This window comes from Demequina sp. NBRC 110056 (genome assembly GCF_002090155.1).
Lineage (GTDB): Bacteria > Actinomycetota > Actinomycetes > Actinomycetales > Demequinaceae > Demequina.
Window position 1 is genome coordinate 221,380 of sequence record NZ_BBRM01000006.1, and the last position, 14,968, is coordinate 236,347.

General features: G+C 70.8%; 13 protein-coding genes. 9 read left to right on the forward strand and 4 right to left on the reverse strand.

Annotation, left to right across the window (positions count from 1 at the left end):
- Positions 1–38: 38 nt before the first annotated feature.
- The 7 genes from B7K25_RS10955 to B7K25_RS10985 are packed head-to-tail and all read left to right on the forward strand — an operon-like array spanning position 39 to position 4,596.
- Complete coding sequence (locus B7K25_RS10955) at positions 39–1,271, forward strand: CpaF family protein (protein ID WP_084106092.1); 1,233 nt, start codon at positions 39–41, stop codon at positions 1,269–1,271.
- A gap of 1 nt (position 1,272) precedes the next feature.
- Positions 1,273–2,133, forward strand: a complete 861-nt coding sequence (locus tag B7K25_RS10960; protein WP_084106093.1) for a type II secretion system F family protein — start codon at positions 1,273–1,275, stop codon at positions 2,131–2,133.
- Complete coding sequence (locus B7K25_RS10965; protein ID WP_084106094.1) at positions 2,130–3,053, forward strand: type II secretion system F family protein; 924 nt, start codon at positions 2,130–2,132, stop codon at positions 3,051–3,053. Before B7K25_RS10960 ends, B7K25_RS10965 begins: the two co-directional genes overlap by 4 nt.
- A 45-nt stretch (positions 3,054–3,098) precedes the next feature.
- Positions 3,099–3,284, forward strand: coding sequence for a hypothetical protein (locus B7K25_RS10970; RefSeq protein ID WP_084106095.1), 186 nt, complete (start codon positions 3,099–3,101; stop codon positions 3,282–3,284).
- Entirely contained in the window at positions 3,256–3,645 is a 390-nt protein-coding gene (locus tag B7K25_RS10975; RefSeq protein ID WP_084106096.1) for a TadE/TadG family type IV pilus assembly protein, read from the forward strand. The genes B7K25_RS10970 and B7K25_RS10975 overlap by 29 nt, the downstream gene beginning before the upstream one ends.
- Position 3,646: 1 nt before the next feature.
- The gene (locus B7K25_RS10980) at positions 3,647–4,141 is read left to right on the forward strand and encodes a pilus assembly protein (protein WP_234988198.1); all 495 of its coding nucleotides are present in this window, start codon (positions 3,647–3,649) and stop codon (positions 4,139–4,141) included.
- Entirely contained in the window at positions 4,138–4,596 is a 459-nt protein-coding gene (locus tag B7K25_RS10985; protein ID WP_144018982.1) for a pilus assembly protein TadG-related protein, read from the forward strand. Before B7K25_RS10980 ends, B7K25_RS10985 begins: the two co-directional genes overlap by 4 nt.
- A gap of 528 nt (positions 4,597–5,124) precedes the next feature.
- On the opposite strand, the gene B7K25_RS10990 is transcribed toward B7K25_RS10985, so the two are convergent.
- The 4 genes from B7K25_RS10990 to B7K25_RS11005 form a co-directional block, all read right to left on the reverse strand.
- Positions 5,125–6,075, reverse strand: coding sequence for a carbohydrate ABC transporter permease (locus tag B7K25_RS10990; RefSeq protein ID WP_200807944.1), 951 nt, complete (start codon positions 6,073–6,075; stop codon positions 5,125–5,127).
- Entirely contained in the window at positions 6,072–7,127 is a 1,056-nt protein-coding gene (locus B7K25_RS10995) for a carbohydrate ABC transporter permease (RefSeq protein ID WP_084106098.1), read from the reverse strand. Before B7K25_RS10995 ends, B7K25_RS10990 begins: the two co-directional genes overlap by 4 nt.
- Before the next feature lie 109 nt (positions 7,128–7,236).
- Entirely contained in the window at positions 7,237–8,568 is a 1,332-nt protein-coding gene (locus B7K25_RS11000; RefSeq protein WP_159450193.1) for an ABC transporter substrate-binding protein, read from the reverse strand.
- Between the two features lie 229 nt (positions 8,569–8,797).
- The gene (locus B7K25_RS11005; RefSeq protein WP_084106100.1) at positions 8,798–11,389 is read right to left on the reverse strand and encodes a glycoside hydrolase family 2 protein; all 2,592 of its coding nucleotides are present in this window, start codon (positions 11,387–11,389) and stop codon (positions 8,798–8,800) included.
- Positions 11,390–11,616: 227 nt separating this feature from the next.
- Between B7K25_RS11005 and pflB the strand changes: the two genes are divergently transcribed.
- Positions 11,617–13,890 carry a formate C-acetyltransferase gene (gene pflB / locus B7K25_RS11010; RefSeq protein WP_084106101.1) on the forward strand — a complete coding sequence of 758 codons (2,274 nt, stop codon included), beginning with the start codon at positions 11,617–11,619 and terminating at the stop codon, positions 13,888–13,890.
- A gap of 9 nt (positions 13,891–13,899) precedes the next feature.
- Positions 13,900–14,829 (forward strand): pyruvate formate-lyase-activating protein, encoded by a 930-nt coding sequence (pflA, locus tag B7K25_RS11015; protein WP_084106102.1) that lies wholly within the window; start codon positions 13,900–13,902, stop codon positions 14,827–14,829.
- Positions 14,830–14,968: the final 139 nt, after the last annotated feature.

Consider the following 14,968-nt stretch of genomic DNA (forward strand, 5'->3'; position numbering starts at 1 on the left):
CTACCCGATCGCGTGGAATGTCGCTACTGTCAGGGCGTATGACCACGGGGGCGGTGGCAGACATCGAGGGCGAGGTGCGCGAGCGCATCCGCACCACCGGCATGGATCCCCGTCGCGACGCCGCCCAGGTGCGTGCCTTCGTCGACGAGGCGCTGGCGTCATGGGAGAAGCGCTCTCTCACCGGAGCCGTCGCCCCGCTCGCGGACGCCGCCGGCACCGCGAAGGCCGTGATGGACGCCGTCGCGGGCCTCGGGCCGCTCCAGCGGTACATGGAGGACCCCGAGATCGAGGAGATCTGGATCAATGGGCCTCGCGAGGTGTTCGTCGCTCGTGGCGGGGAGCCGGAGCTGACGACCACCCTGCTGTCCGCCGACGAGGTGCGCGACCTGGTGGAGCAGATGCTGCGGTCGAGCGGCCGCCGGCTGGACCTCAGCTCGCCCTTCGTCGATGCGACGCTGCCCGGCGGCGAGCGCCTCCATGTCGTCATCCCGGAGATCACGCGCGAGCACTGGGCCGTCAACATCCGCAAGTACGTCGCTCGGGCGCACACCGTCACCGACCTCGTGCGGCTCGGATCGCTCACGGCGCAGGCCGCCGCGTTCCTCGACGCCGCCGTCGACAGTGGCCTCAACATCCTGGTGTCCGGCGCGACGCAGGCGGGCAAGACGACGATGCTCGGAGCGCTCGCCGGATCCGTGCCGCCGCGCGAGCGCATCGTCACGTGCGAGGAGGTGTTCGAGCTCGCCCTCGGCAACCGGGACGTGGTCGCGATGCAGTGCCGGCAGCCATCGCTCGAAGGCACGGGTGAGGTACCGCTCCGGCGGCTCGTGAAGGAGGCGCTCAGGATGCGGCCCAGTCGCATCATCATCGGCGAGGTGCGGGAGGCCGAGGCGCTCGACATGCTCATCGCACTGAACGCCGGAATACCAGGGATGGGAACGATCCACGCCAACTCCGCGCGAGACGCGATCACGAAGATGTGCACGCTGCCGCTGCTCGCCGGGGAGAACGTGTCCGACCGCTTCGTGATCCCCACCGTCGCCTCGGCCCTCGATCTCGTCGTGCACCTCGACCTCGACCTGCGCACGGGTGCCCGGCAGGTGCGCGAGGTGGTGGGCGTCATGGGCCGCGCCGACGGCGGAGTCATCGAGACCTCCACGATCTTCGAGCGGCGCGGGACGGAGCTGGCAAGGGGACCCGGGTTCCCGCCCCGCGAGGAACGCCTGCGGTCCCGCGGGCACGACGTGGCTCGGCTGCTGGCGGGAGCGTGAGATGGACGCGCTCTGGGGGATCGTGCTCGGCGTCGGGCTGTTCCTGGTGTGGTGGTCGCTGTGGGTGCCCAGCGGACAGCCGCGGGCGTCGCGCGACGGGTGGACGGCACGGACGCAGGACGCGCTCGTCCGCGCCGGCGCGCCGAGCGTCACGCCCGCGGCGCTGATCGTCACCTCCATCGGCCTGGCGGTCGTCACGTGGATCCTCATCGCGGGGCTGACGGGATCGGCGGTCATCGGCGCGTGCTTCGCCGTGATCGCCGCGCGAGGCCCCTTCGCGCTCGTCTCGGCACGCGCCCGGCGGCGGGCGGTCGCAACGCGGGAGCTCTGGCCCGAGGTGGTGGACTCGCTCGCCTCGGGCATCCGCGCCGGCCTCTCGCTCCCGGAGGCCGTCGGCCAAGTCGGCGTTCGCGGGCCCGAGGCGCTGCGCGAGCCGTTCCTCCGCTTCGCCGAGGACTACCGTGCCTCCGGACGCTTCCAGGACTGCCTCGACCTGCTGAAGGCGCGGCTCGCCGATCCCGTCGCCGACCGCATCATCGAGACGCTGCGCCTCACCCGCGAGGTCGGAGGCACCGACGTGGGCAGGGTGCTGCGGACCCTCGCCGCGTTCCTGCGCGACGACGCACGCCTGCGCGGAGAGCTCGAGGCGCGGCAGAGCTGGACCGTCAACGCCGCACGCCTCGCGGTGGCGGCGCCCTGGATCGTGCTGGCGCTGCTCGCAACGCAGGGCTCGACGACCGCGGCGTACGACTCGGCAGCGGGCGTCGCCGTGCTCGTCATCGGCGGCGCATGCACGGTGGTGGCCTACAGGCTGATGATGCGTATGGGCCGCCTTCCGCAGGAGCGGCGGGTGCTGCGATGATCGCGGCGGCCGTGGTCTACGGGACGATGCTCGGTCTCGGGGCGTCGCTCATCCTGGCGTGGTGGCGCGCGCGGCGACCGACGCTCGAGGCGCGCGTCGCGCCCTTCGTCCGAAGCTCCGTGAGCAGCGAGGTCGCGGCCCGGGACGCGACCGTCACGCCGTTCCCGACTCTCGAACGCCTGATCGCGCCGGTGGCGCGAGACCTGGCGCGGGTCCTGGAGCGATGGGGCGTGACCGCCACCGACGTCCAGCGCCGGCTCACGCGGGCTGGGTCCGCGGCCAGTCCCGAGCAGTACCGGGCCCAGCAGGTCGCGTGCGGTGCGGCCGGCCTGGGCGTCGGGTGCGCGGTCGGCGGGCTGCTCATGGCGACGCGTGGCACGAGCCTTCTCGCCGCGGCCATCCTCGTGGCGGTCGCGACGGCAGGCGGCATCGTCGCGCGCGATCTCGCGCTCAGCGCGGCCGTCCGGCGTCGCCAGCGGGCGGTGCTCGCGGAGCTCCCGACCGTCGTCGAGCTGCTCGCCCTCGCGGTGAGCGCAGGCGAGTCGGCCCCGGCCGCCATCAAGCGCGTCGCATCGACGAGCTCCGGCGTCGTCGCCGACGAGCTGCGGACCACCCTCGCGCGGGTGCGAGCGGGGGAGCGCCTCCCTGACGCGCTCTCGGCGGTGGCGGACGGCACGGGGATCGCCGCGATGCGTCGATTCGCCGATGGCGTCAGCACGGCGATCGAGCGAGGAACACCGCTGTCCGACGTCCTCCAGGCTCAGGCGCAGGACATCCGCGCCGCGAGCCAGCAGGAGCTCCTGGAGGAAGGCGGCCGGCGGGAGATCGCGATGATGGTCCCGGTCGTGTTCCTGATCCTGCCGGTGACCGTCATCTTCGCGGTCTTCCCGGGGCTGGTCGCGATCGATCTGGGCGGCTAGCGCCGCCCGGCGCAAGACCGAGGTACGGAGACAAAGGGGGATGCAATGACACGACTGCTCAACGACGCGCGAGCGCTGCTGACCGGGCCCGAGTCCGAGAGGGGGGACGTGCCGGGCTGGGTGCTCATCACGCTCATGACGGCCGGCCTGGTCGCCCTCATCTGGGCGCTCGCGGGGCCGGCTCTTGGCGAGGTCTTCACCGATGCGATCGAGTCCGTCACGGGCTCCTGACGGGGATCGCGGCAGCGCCGCCGTCGAGTTCGTGCTCGTCGGCACGCTGGTGCTGCTCCTCGGGCTCGCGCTCCTCCAGCTGATCCTCGCGCTGCACGTGCGCAACACCCTCACGTCCAGCGCCTTCGAGGGAGCCCGAAGCGCTGCGCTCGCCGATCGCGGGCTCGCCGACGGCGAGGCCCGTGCCGAGTCCCTGGCGACGGACGCCCTCGGCGGCATCTCCGCCGTCGCGCAGGCACGCGAGGAGACGGTGGCGGGAGCGACCGTCGTGGTGGTCGAGGTCGCCGCGCCCATGCCGGTCATCGGGCTGTGGGGTCCTGGGATCCTGCGCGTCGAGGCCCGAGCGTTCGAGGAGTCCTGAGGTGAGCGGCGTGCGCAGGGCCGATGCGCGGGTGGGGCTTCGAGACGACGCCGGGGGAGCGCTCGTCGAGTTTCTCGGGGTGACGGTCCTCCTGCTGGTGCCGCTGGTCTACGCGGCCATCGCGATCGCGCAGATCCAGGCGGCGACGTATGCCGCCGAAGGGTCGAGCGCGGCGGCGGCGCGTGGCGCCGCGCTCGCGATCATCGAGGAGCTCGACGGAGGCGCGAGCGATGCCGAGGCCGTCGCCACTGCGCGGGCGCGGGCTGCCGCCGTCGTCGAGCTGGCGGCGGACGACTTCGACGTCGCCGGAGCGCGGGACGTGCTCGTGCGCTGCGGCGCGGCGGGCTGCACCGGGGAGGACGGCGAGGTGCTCGTCGACGTGGTGTTCTCGGTGCCGCTTCCGGGCATGCCGAGCTTCATGTCGGGCGTGATCCCGCTCGAGGTCGAGGTGTCGGCATCGTCCAAGGCGGACGCGGGCCTGCTGTGGGCGCCATGAGAGCGCGGTGCACCCGGCGGCCTCCGGCTGGCGATGCGGGGAGCGTCTCGCTCTTCACGCTGGGGTGGATCGTCGTCGCGCTGCTCGCGATCGCCGTCCTCGTCGGCGCGACGCAGGTGCACCTCGCGCGGACCCGGCTGGTCAACCTCGCCGACGAGCTGGCGATCGCCGCACTGAACGACACGCTTCGGGACGCCTACGAGTCGGCGGAGGCCGGCGACGTGGGGCTCACCCTCGATGACCGTGCGTTGGCCTCCGCGGTCGCCGAGCGGCTCGCCTCTGCCGACGCCCGCGACTGGATTCGCGAGGTGCGCGTGGTCGAGGTCGGCAGCGAGGACGACGCGACCGTCGAGGTCGTCCTGCGACGCACGGTGCTGCCGCTCGTGCCCGACGCCGACTGGCTCTCGGGCGCTGGCGTCACGGTCACCGCGACCGGGAGCGCCCGCGCGAGCTGAGCGGCGCACACCTCTCCGCCTCGTCGCCGCGCTGCCTGCGGGGACCCTCACTGCCAGACCTCCGACACTGCCGAACATGCGCGCTGACGCCACCCCGCGCATCGGCGCTGCTGGAGCCGCGGACGCGGCGTGTCGCCCGCAGGCTGTTCGGAACTGTCGGCGGGAGGAATGCCCGAGCCCGTACCGGTCAACACACGGGCGGTGCCCAAGGGGCTGGTGGTGCGCGGGCGGATGCGCAGCAGCCTCACCCGTCTCTCGCGTCCCAGGTGTGTGTTGAGCGGTACGCACACGCAGCTTCCGCGCCGGCGCGCGCCCCTCCTCCTGACAGTGCGAACCAGAAAGCTGCGCGACACGCCGGCGAGCGCACGCCAGGGGCTGAGCGACCGGCGCGTCGCCCACGATTCTGGTTCGTACTGTCAGCGGGAATCGGCGGCGGGAGCGCTGCGGCGTGCGAGCGTCGCCCCCAGAGACGACCACGGCCGGCCCACCCGTAGGTGGACCGGCCGCGCCTGTCGAACGTGGACTCGATCAGGTCTTGACTGCGCCCTCCATGATGCCGCGCACGATCTGGCGGCCGGCGACGGCCAGCAGCGCGATGAGCGGCAGGGTGGCGAGGAAGGATCCCGTCAGAACGATGGAGTTCTTGGGGGTGTTGCCCACGCGGAGGTTGTGGAGCGCGGGGCCGATGGTCTGGGCGTCGGAGCCGCCGACCGCGACCAGCGCCCACTGGTACTCGTTCCACGCGCCCACGGCGGTGATGAGGCCGAGGACGCCCATGGCGGGTCGGATGGTCGGCACCACGATCTCCCAGAACACGCGGAACGTGGTGGCGCCGTCGACGCGGGCGGACTCGATGATCTCGTCGGGGATCGCGTCCTCGATGAACTGCCGCATGTAGAACACGCCGAACGCTGACACCAGCGCCGGGACCGTCACCGCGAGCAGGGTGTCCACCCAGCCCAGGTTGTCCATGATCTGGTAGAGCCCGACGATGCCCAGCTGGGCGGGGATCGTGAGGGTCAGGACCACGAAGTAGAACAACGGGTCGCGGCCCTTGAACCGCAGCTTCGCGAAGGCGAACCCGGCGAGCGAGCAGAAGAACAGCGTCGCCGCCACGACCACCGCGACCACGATGAGCGAGTTGATGAACGAGTTGACGAACTGGACGTTGTCGTAGGCCGGGTAGCCGCGCTCGCGGATCGCGACCGTCATGATGTCCCAGTTGAACCGGAAGAACGGTCCCGGGGTCACCTGGGGGGCGCCCGCCTGGAAGATCTTGTCGTCCTTCCAGGAGGACATGATGCCCGCCCAGTAGATGGGCCATGCGCCCACCAGCAGGATGAAGATCAGCAGCAGGTAGTTGAACCAGCCGGCAGGGGTGTCCTGCGGGCTGCGGCCCAGGAGGGCCGCCTTCTGGCGCTTGGGACGCTTCTCCGGCACGGGTGCCTGGTCGGGCGTGGACTCAGCGGTCGCGGTCACTTGCGGCCTCCGATCTTGTTCGACAGGAACGCGTTGATCCCGGCGATCACGACCACGACGACGAACAGCACCCACGACATGGCGCCGGCGTAGCCGAAGTCCTTCGGGTCGCCCCAGCCCGTGTACCAGATGAGCTGCGCGACGGTGCGCCACAGGTGGCGCAGGCCGCCGCCGTCACCGGAGCTGGGATCCTCGTCGAGCAGCACCGGCTCGGCGAACAGCTGGAGGGAGCCGATGGTCGACAGCACCACCGTGAAGATCACCATGGGGCGGATCATCGGCACGGTGATCGACCACAGCTGGCGCCACGCGCCGGCGCCGTCGAGCGCGGCCGCCTCGTAGACGTCCTTGGGGATCGACTGCATGGCCGCCAAGTAGAGGAGGGCGTTGTAGCCGGTCCACTTCCAGTTGACCATGATGATGATCGCGAGCCACGAGGACCAGCGCTGCTGGCGCCAGTCGATGCCCGGCAGCGTCTGGGCGGCGTCGCCCACGCCGGTGGTGAACTCGAAGCCCAGCATGCCCATGAGCCAGTTGGCCTGGCCGTACTGCTCCGAGAAGAACGTCACGAACACGAGCGAGGACGCGACGATGGGCGTGATGTACGGCACCAGGATGCCGATGCGGAACAGCGACTGCGCGCGCAGGCGGCGGTTGAGCAGCGACGCCAGGATGAGCGCGAAGAGCAGCTGCGGCACCGCGGAGAAGACGAAGAGGCCGAGGGTGTTGATCAGGGCCTGGGGGAACTCCCAGTTGGTCAGCACCTTCTCGTAGTTCTGGAGGCCGATCCACCGCTCGGTGTACAGGTTGATCGAGCTGCCGCTCGGGTACACCGGCTGCTCGGCGCGGTACGTCTGGAAGGACACCAGCGCCGAGTACACGATCGGGAAGATCCCGAACGCGACGAACAGGATGAAGAACGGCGAGACGAGGATGTAGGGGACCACGACGTGGTCGAAGCGCGCCCAGATGGAGCTCTTGGGTCCCTTGCGCTTCACGCGCTCGGTGCCGGTTGCGCCGGCTGGTTCAGCCGTCACGCTGCTGGCGGGCATTGGTACCTCCGTTGGTCGAACAACGCTCGTGGGGTGAGTGTAGGTCCGGGCGGTGCGACGGGGGCGAGCATGAGCCCGCCCCCGTCACACCGGTTCACCGGGTGGTGCTTTACGCGGCGTCGGCAGCCTCAGCGGCGGCCACGGCCTCGTCCCACGCGTCCTCGATCGCGATGTTGCCGGCCTGAACCTCGTTCAGGACCGTCTCCACCGCGGTGCGGATGGCGGCGTTGTTCGGCGCGTAGTAGATGGCGCCGGGGATGTCCATCGCGGTCTGCGAGAAGATCTGACCGGTCGGAGCGTCGTTGAAGAACGGGTTGGTCTGGGCCTGGATGCCCTCGTTCTCGTACAGCGAGCTCTGCGACGGCAGGTTGCCCGTCTCGTCGAAGATCGCGATCTGCTGGTCAGGCTGGACCAGCCACTCGATGAAGTTGTAGGCCTCCTGAGTGGTGTACTCGTCGAACTGCGCGGGGATCGTGTAGAACGAGCCGCCCCAGTTGCCGCCGGGTCCAGGGATGTCAGCGATGTCCCACGAGCCCTCAGGCGCGCCGGAGTCGATGATGTTGGCCTGCATCCACGCGGGGCAGGGCAGGGTCGCGAAGTCACCGTTCGAGAAGCCCGTGTTCCACTCGGGGCCCCACGGGGTGATGTTGGCCGACAGGCCCTCCTCGATGACCTTGAGCGCGACGTCGAACGCGGGCTTGCTGGCGTCCATGTCGAGCTCGTTGTTGCGGTTGTAGTAGGCGTAGCCCGTGCCGAGCTGCGTCTGCGCACCGTTGAGGATCTGGGTCACGTTGTCGACGAACGGCTTGCCGGTCGCGTCCTTGTACTCGATGCCCATGTCGATGAAGGACTGCCAGTCCTCGCCCCATGCGCCCGAGACTGCCTCGCGCTCGGAGTCGAGGCCGGCGTCGGCGAACAGGTCGTGGCGGTAGCACATCGCGAGGCCACCGACGTCGGAGCCGAGGCCGATGAGGTACGAGCCGTCGGCGGAGGAGGCCTGGCCCCACTTCCAGTCGAGGTAGTTCTCCTCGTACTTGCCCGCACCGAGGTCGAGCAGGTTGGTGAAGTTCTCCTGCTGCGCGAGGAAGCCAGCCATGTAGCCCTCGTCGATCGCGGAGACCTCCGAGGCGCCGGAGCCGGCGATGAGGGCCTGGGTGAGCTTGTCGTGCTGGGCGCCGTACTCGCCGGAGTCGAGGACGATGTCGACGTGCGGGTTCTCCGACTCGTACTGCGTCTCGAGAGCCTCAAGGCCGAAGGTGCCCCAGTAGGACACGTTGAGGGTGACGGGCTCCTTCTCCTCGGGAGCCTCCGACTCCTCAGCGGTGGGAGCGTCCGTGGGCTCCTCGGTCTCGCCGTCGCCGCTCGAGCACGCGGTCAGCAGCATGGCCGAGGCCGCGCCGATGGCGAGCGCACTCGCCGTCCGGGATCGAGTCCACTTCATGTTGAATTCCCCTTTGAATCTGGCGCCCCGTCGTTGGGACGCAGTTGTCACCATAGACTGGTACGAAACCTTTCGACAGAGCCTCTGGTTACGATTTGGTGACGATCCCGAATCGTTTCGAGCGCGGCGAGCGTGGATCGTTTCGACCGGACGTGCGAAAACGGGCCCGCCGGGCGCGCCGTGAGGCGCATCCGACGGGCCCGTCGCGGCGGTGCGAGCGGTGCGGCGGTCAGCCCACCAGGGAGTTCACGGACACCAGGACGCGCTCGCCGAGGAACGCCTCCGGGTCGACCTCGGCGGCGCACGCGATGCGGAACACGTGGGACTCGCCCGCGAGCAGCGTCACCAGGGCGTCGTCCGCCTCGGCGTCGGGGTGGACCTTGTCCGCGAGCACCGTGAGGTCCCTCACCAGGGCCGATGCGGTCACGGACACCTCGTACCCGTCGCCGGTGCGCACGGCCGATGCGGTCAGGGGGGAGCGCTCGTAGGTCACGTCCTTGTCCTCGGCGAAGGCGTGCAGGGCACGCACGTGGTCGTCGTCGCCGGGGTAGCCGGCGTCGGCCACGAGGATCTCCGCGGCGGCGTCCGCCGCCTCGAGGACGTGGCCGGGCACCTCCAGCACCGCCTGACCGCGCGCTGCGACGCTCAGGTGGGCGGTCGCGACCGCGAGCTCGGTGCCGTCGAGCGCCATGCGCGTGAACGTCAGCGTCTCCGACCAGTCGGCGTCGGTGTCGTTGACGGCGATCAGGCGCAGGGTCCCGTCGGGGTCGAGGCCGCCGTCCGCGCCGCGCGGCTGGAACGTCAGGAGGCGGTCGGCGTAGGCGTGCTTGAGGGCGTACCAGAGCGGCTTGAGGCGCTCGTCGCCGTCGACGGCGGCCCACGAGGTCACCGGCCAGCAGTCGTTGAGCTGCCAGACGATGGTGCCGGCCGTGTGTGGCCACCATGACCGGTAGTGCTCGACGCCGTACTGGATGGCGCGCGCCTGGTTGAGCGATGTCACCCAGTGCCACTCCTCGAAGTCCGCGCCGTCGGGCAGGTGCGGGGCGAAGCCGCGGTTGAGCTTGCCGTTGCCGTCGTGCGCCTTCTGATGCAGCAGCCAGCCCTCGGAGTCCTGGCGGCGCTGGTCCTCGGGGATCGAGCGGGTGAGCGTCGCCCACGTCGCCGGACCCTGGAAGCCGAACTCCGACATGAACGGCGGCGCGGTGTCGCGGTAGTGGGAGTAGTCCTTGCGGTTCCACACCTCCCACTCGTGGACGGTGCCCACGGTCGGATCGTTCGGGTGGACGTCGTCCTCGTAGGGGTGGGTCGAGTACGGGCTCGACGGCGTGTACGGGCGGGAAGGGTCGAGCTCGGCGAGCACGCGCGGGAAGACCTCCTCGTAGTACATCTGACCCCAGTCGGTGATGCCGGCGGCCTGCATCGCGGGCTGCCAGCCCCACGCCCACCAGCCCCACACGTTCTCGTTGGACCCGTTCCACACGACGAGGGACGGGTGCGGGGAGAGGCGGGTGACGTTCTCGCGCGCCTCCGCCTCGATCTCCGCGGCCGTCTCGTCGTCCTCGGCGTACGCGGCGCAGGCCATGAGGAAGTCCTGCCACACCATGATCCCGAGCTCGTCGCACAGCTCGTAGAAGTCCTCGGTCTCGTAGATGCCGCCGCCCCAGATGCGCAGCAGGTTCATGTTCGCGTCGAGCGCCTGGCCCAGGCGGGTGCGCAGCCGGTCGCGGGTGATGCGGGTCATGAGGTGGTCGTCGGGGATCCAGTTCGCGCCCTTGACGAGCACGCGGGTGCCGTTGATGACGAGGGCGAAGCCGCGGCCGTCCGCGCCGCGGTCGACGTCGATGGAGCGGAACCCGATGCGCCGGGCGAAGGAGTCGAGGTGCTCGTCGCCCGCGAGCAGGTCGACGGCGAGGTCGTGGAGGGCCGCCTCGCCGTACCCCGCGGGCCACCACAGGGCGGCGTCCGGAACCTCGAGGCGGAGGGTCGCGTGCGTCTCGCCAGAGGGCACCTCAGCGGTCGCCTCGGCGCCGGCGACGCTCGCGCGCACCGTGAGCGGGGCGTCGGTGTCCCGCTCGACCTCGACGTGCACGGTGGCGACGCCCGTGGAGCCGTCGACGTCGACCAGGGGGCGCACGCTCGCGAGGCGCGCGATGCGCCACCGCTCGAGGCGCACGGCCTTCCAGATGCCGGCGGTCTGCAGGTCGGGCCCCCAGTCCCAGCCGAACGAGCACGCCATCTTGCGGATCGCGTTGAACGGGTGAGGGTAGTTGCGGGTGCCGGCGAGGATCTCGTCGGGGTCGCCCTCGGCGAGGCCTTGGCGCGCGGCCTCCGCGACGAGCTCGAGGCTCGGCTGGGGGCGCGGGCGGTCGCCGAGGACGGCCTCGCGGCCGTACGCGTAGTCGAGCGCGGAGCCGAAGTCGACGGTGAGCTCGTCCTCCCCGGTGAGGGCCTCGCGGACGTCGAAGCGGTAGGAGCGGTGCATGTTGAAGGTGCGGCCGAGCTCGGTGCCGCCCAGCGCGACGGTGGCGACGGTGTCGAGGCCGTCGAACACCAGGTCCACGCGCTCGCCCTCGGCGGCGGCGGGGGCGCGCAGCGTGGTGGCGTAGCGCCACGTGCAGCGCCACATCCATTCGAGCGCCTTCTCGTTGCGGTCGAGGTAGGGGTCCGGGATGAGGCCGGCGCGCAGCAGGTCGACGTGGGTCGACCCGGGGACCTCGGCGGGCACGGAGGCGCCCGCGACCTCGTCCGGAGCGTCGCCTCCCGTGTGCGTGAGGGTCCAGCCGTCGTGGACGGCGGTCGCGGTGAGCGTCGTTGCGGTCATGCGCACTCCAGTGTGAGGTCGAAACGTTCCGTGTTGCCCAGTCTGCCATGCCCCGCCCGACCTTTTCTACCGGATGGTAAGTGCGAGGCGGTCGGGCGCATCGGCGCTGTTCCAGGGCCGAAGGTCCCATCGGCCGCGCCCGGCGCGGGCGTACGTTCGAGAGGAACGCCGATGGTCGCCCAACCCGGGCCCCACGGCATCGTGTCCCAACCCGGGAGGAGCCCGACATGACCGCCACCGAGATTCCCGCATCGGCCGCCGACCAGGCCGCGAACGCGACCGAGTGGAGGACCTTCGAGCGCGGCCCGTGGGCCGACGCGATCGACGTCCGCGGATTCATCCAGCTCAACTACGCGCCCTACGAGGGCGACGCCGCGTTCCTCGAGGGCCCCACCGAGCGCACCACCCGCGCCTGGGAGTCCATCACCGCCAAGTTCCCGGCTGAGCGCGAGAAGGGCGTCTACGACGTCGACCCCGCCACCCCGAGCTCGATCACCTCGCACGCCCCGGGCTACGTGCTCGAGGGCGAGGACGTGGTCGTGGGCCTGCAGACGGACGCGCCGCTGAAGCGCGCCATCATGCCCAACGGCGGCTGGCGCATGGTCGCGAAGTCGCTCGAGACCTACGGCTACGACGTCGACCCGCAGCTCGAGAAGATCTTCACCGACTACCGCAAGACCCACAACGCCGGCGTCTTCGACGTCTACCCGCCCAACGTCCGTGCCGCCCGCTCGAGCCACATCGTCACCGGCCTGCCGGACGCCTACGGCCGCGGCCGCATCATCGGCGACTACCGCCGCGTCGCGCTCTACGGCGTGGACGCGCTGATCGCCGCCAAGAAGGCCGAGCGCGGCTCGCTCGACATGGACCGCTCGACCGAGGACATCATCCGCGACCGCGAGGAGAACTCGGAGCAGATCCGCTCGCTCCTCGAGCTCAAGCAGATGGCGGCGAGCTACGGCTACGACATCTCCGGTCCCGCGAAGGACTTCCGCGAGGCCGTGCAGTGGCTCTACTTCGCGTACCTGGGCGCGGTCAAGGAGCAGAACGGCGCCGCGATGTCGCTGGGTCGCACCTCGACCTTCCTCGACATCTACGCCGCCCGCGACCTCGCCGAGGGCGCGGTCACCGAGGCCGAGGTCCAGGAGATCGTCGACGACTTCGTCATCAAGCTGCGCATCGTGCGCTTCCTGCGCACCCCGGAGTACGACGCGCTGTTCTCGGGCGACCCGACGTGGGTCACCGAGTCCATCGGCGGCCTGGGCGACGACGGCCGCCCGCTCGTCACCAAGACCTCCTTCCGCTTCCTGCAGACGCTCTACAACCTCGGCCCCGCCCCCGAGCCGAACCTCACCGTGTTCTGGTCGGAGAAGCTGCCCGCCGGGTTCAAGGAGTTCTGCGCGCAGGTGTCGATCGACACCTCGTCGATCCAGTACGAGTCCGACGACCTGATCCGCTCGCAGTGCGGTGACGACGCCGCGATCGCCTGCTGCGTGTCCGCCATGGAGGTGGGCAAGCAGATGCAGTTCTTCGGCGCTCGCGTCAACCTCGCCAAGGCGCTGCTGTACGCGATCAACGGCGGCCGCGACGAGAACTCCGGCAAGCAGGTCGCCCCGGTGACCGCGCCGCTGACGGGCGAGGTGCTCGACTTCGAGGAGACCCTGGCGTCGTACGACGTGCTGCTCGACTGGCTCGCCGAGACCTACGTCGACGCGCTCAACTGCATCCACTTCATGCACGACAAGTACGCCTACGAGCGCCTCGAGATGGCCCTGCACGACAAGGACATCCTGCGCACCATGGCGTGCGGCATCGCCGGCCTCTCGGTCGCGGCGGACTCGCTGTCCGCGATCAAGTACGCCGAGGTCCGCCCGGTGCGCGACGAGACCGGCCTCGCGGTCGACTACGAGGTGACCGGCGAGTACCCGACCTACGGCAACGACGACGACCGCGTCGACGACATCGCCGTCGAGCTCGTGCGCCGCTTCATGGTCAAGGTGCGCCGCCAGCCCACCTACCGGAACGCGAAGCACACGCAGTCGGTGCTGACCATCACGTCCAACGTCGTCTACGGCAAGCACACGGGCAACACCCCCGACGGCCGCCGCTCCGGCGAGCCCTTCGCTCCCGGCGCCAACCCGATGAACGGACGCGACACCCACGGCATCGTCGCCTCGGCGCTGTCGGTCGCGAAGCTGCCCTACGACGAGGCCCAGGACGGCATCTCGCTCACCACCACCGTGGTGCCCGCGGGACTCGGCCGCGACAAGGCCGAGCAGATCCGCAACCTCGTGGGCGTGCTCGACGCGTACGACGTGTCCCACGGCTTCCACATGAACGTCAACGTGCTCAACCGCGAGACGCTCGAGGACGCCATGGAGCACCCGGAGAACTACCCGCAGCTCACCATCCGCGTCTCCGGCTACGCCGTGAACTTCGTGCGGCTCACCCGCGAGCAGCAGCTCGACGTCCTGTCCCGCACCTTCCACGGTTCGCTCTAGGAGCCCATCATGTCGGTCCCCACCGTCTCCACCTCCTCCCCGACCAGCAGCGCCGATGCGCTCGCCCAGGACGCCGCCGACGTCCCGGGCGGCGCGTGCATCGGAGAGGGTGCTGGGTCTCCCGCGCCCGTCGCCTCGGCGGCGCCCAGCGTGGCGGCGCCCTCGCTCGATCGCGCCGACGCCGACCTCCGGGAGAGCCTGCGCTCGCCCGGTGAGTCCGCATCGGTCCACTCGTGGGAGCTGGTCACGGCGGTCGACGGACCCGGCACGCGCCTGACGTTCTTCCTCGCGGGCTGCCCGCTGCGGTGCCTGTACTGCCACAACCCCGACACCTGGCAGATGCGCCGGGGCGAGCGTCAGAGCCTCGACGAGGTCGTGAGCCGCATCCGCAGGTACGCGCAGGTGCTGCGCACCACGGGCGGCGGCGTGACGATCTCCGGCGGCGAGCCGCTGCTCCAGCCGCAGTTCGTGGAGAACGTCTTCGCGGCCTGCCAGGAGATGGGCGTCCACACGGCGCTCGACACCTCGGGATTCCTCGGGGCGCGCGCCACCAACCGGCTGCTGTCGAACACGAACCTCGTGCTCCTCGACGTGAAGAGCGGCGACCCCGACACCTACAAGACGGTCACCGGTCGCTCCCTCGCCCCGACGCTCGACTTCGGGCGGCGGCTCGCGGCACAGGACATCCCGATCTGGGTGCGCTTCGTCGTGGTGCCGGACCTCACGGACGACGAGGACAACGTCGAGAAGGCCGCGGAGTACATCGCGTCGCTGCGCTCCGTGCAGCGCGTGGAGGTGCTGCCGTTCCACCAGATGGGTCGCGACAAGTGGCGCGCCCTCGGCGAGGACTACGCGCTCGAGAACACCGAGCCGCCGAGCGCCGAGCTGGTCGCCCGCGTGCGGCGTCAGTTCGCCCGCAGGGGCCTCATCGCCTTCTAGCGGCCCTGCGCGGTCCCAGTGTGGGTCTGCCCCCTCCACGGGCCGCTGCCACGGGTGATGACACGGGTGCTGCCACGTGCGCTGCCATGCCAGCCCGCGCATCGGCCCTCACGGCGCCGGGCGCGCACCGCGGGGGCCG

Bases quoted from the DNA above. Each gene is read 5' to 3' on its own strand.
- pflB (WP_084106101.1), top strand. From the start codon at position 11,617: ATGACCGCCACCGAGATTCCCGCATCGGCCGCCGACCAGGCCGCGAAC.
- B7K25_RS10955 (WP_084106092.1), top strand. From the start codon at position 39: ATGACCACGGGGGCGGTGGCAGACATCGAGGGCGAGGTGCGCGAGCGC.
- B7K25_RS10985 (WP_144018982.1), top strand. From the start codon at position 4,138: ATGAGAGCGCGGTGCACCCGGCGGCCTCCGGCTGGCGATGCGGGGAGC.
- B7K25_RS10960 (WP_084106093.1), top strand. From the start codon at position 1,273: ATGGACGCGCTCTGGGGGATCGTGCTCGGCGTCGGGCTGTTCCTGGTG.
- B7K25_RS11000 (WP_159450193.1), bottom strand. From the start codon at position 8,568: ATGAAGTGGACTCGATCCCGGACGGCGAGTGCGCTCGCCATCGGCGCG.
- B7K25_RS10995 (WP_084106098.1), bottom strand. From the start codon at position 7,127: ATGCCCGCCAGCAGCGTGACGGCTGAACCAGCCGGCGCAACCGGCACC.
- B7K25_RS10970 (WP_084106095.1), top strand. From the start codon at position 3,099: ATGACACGACTGCTCAACGACGCGCGAGCGCTGCTGACCGGGCCCGAG.
- B7K25_RS11005 (WP_084106100.1), bottom strand. From the start codon at position 11,389: ATGACCGCAACGACGCTCACCGCGACCGCCGTCCACGACGGCTGGACC.
- B7K25_RS10965 (WP_084106094.1), top strand. From the start codon at position 2,130: ATGATCGCGGCGGCCGTGGTCTACGGGACGATGCTCGGTCTCGGGGCG.
- B7K25_RS10975 (WP_084106096.1), top strand. From the start codon at position 3,256: ATGCGATCGAGTCCGTCACGGGCTCCTGACGGGGATCGCGGCAGCGCC.
- pflA (WP_084106102.1), top strand. From the start codon at position 13,900: ATGTCGGTCCCCACCGTCTCCACCTCCTCCCCGACCAGCAGCGCCGAT.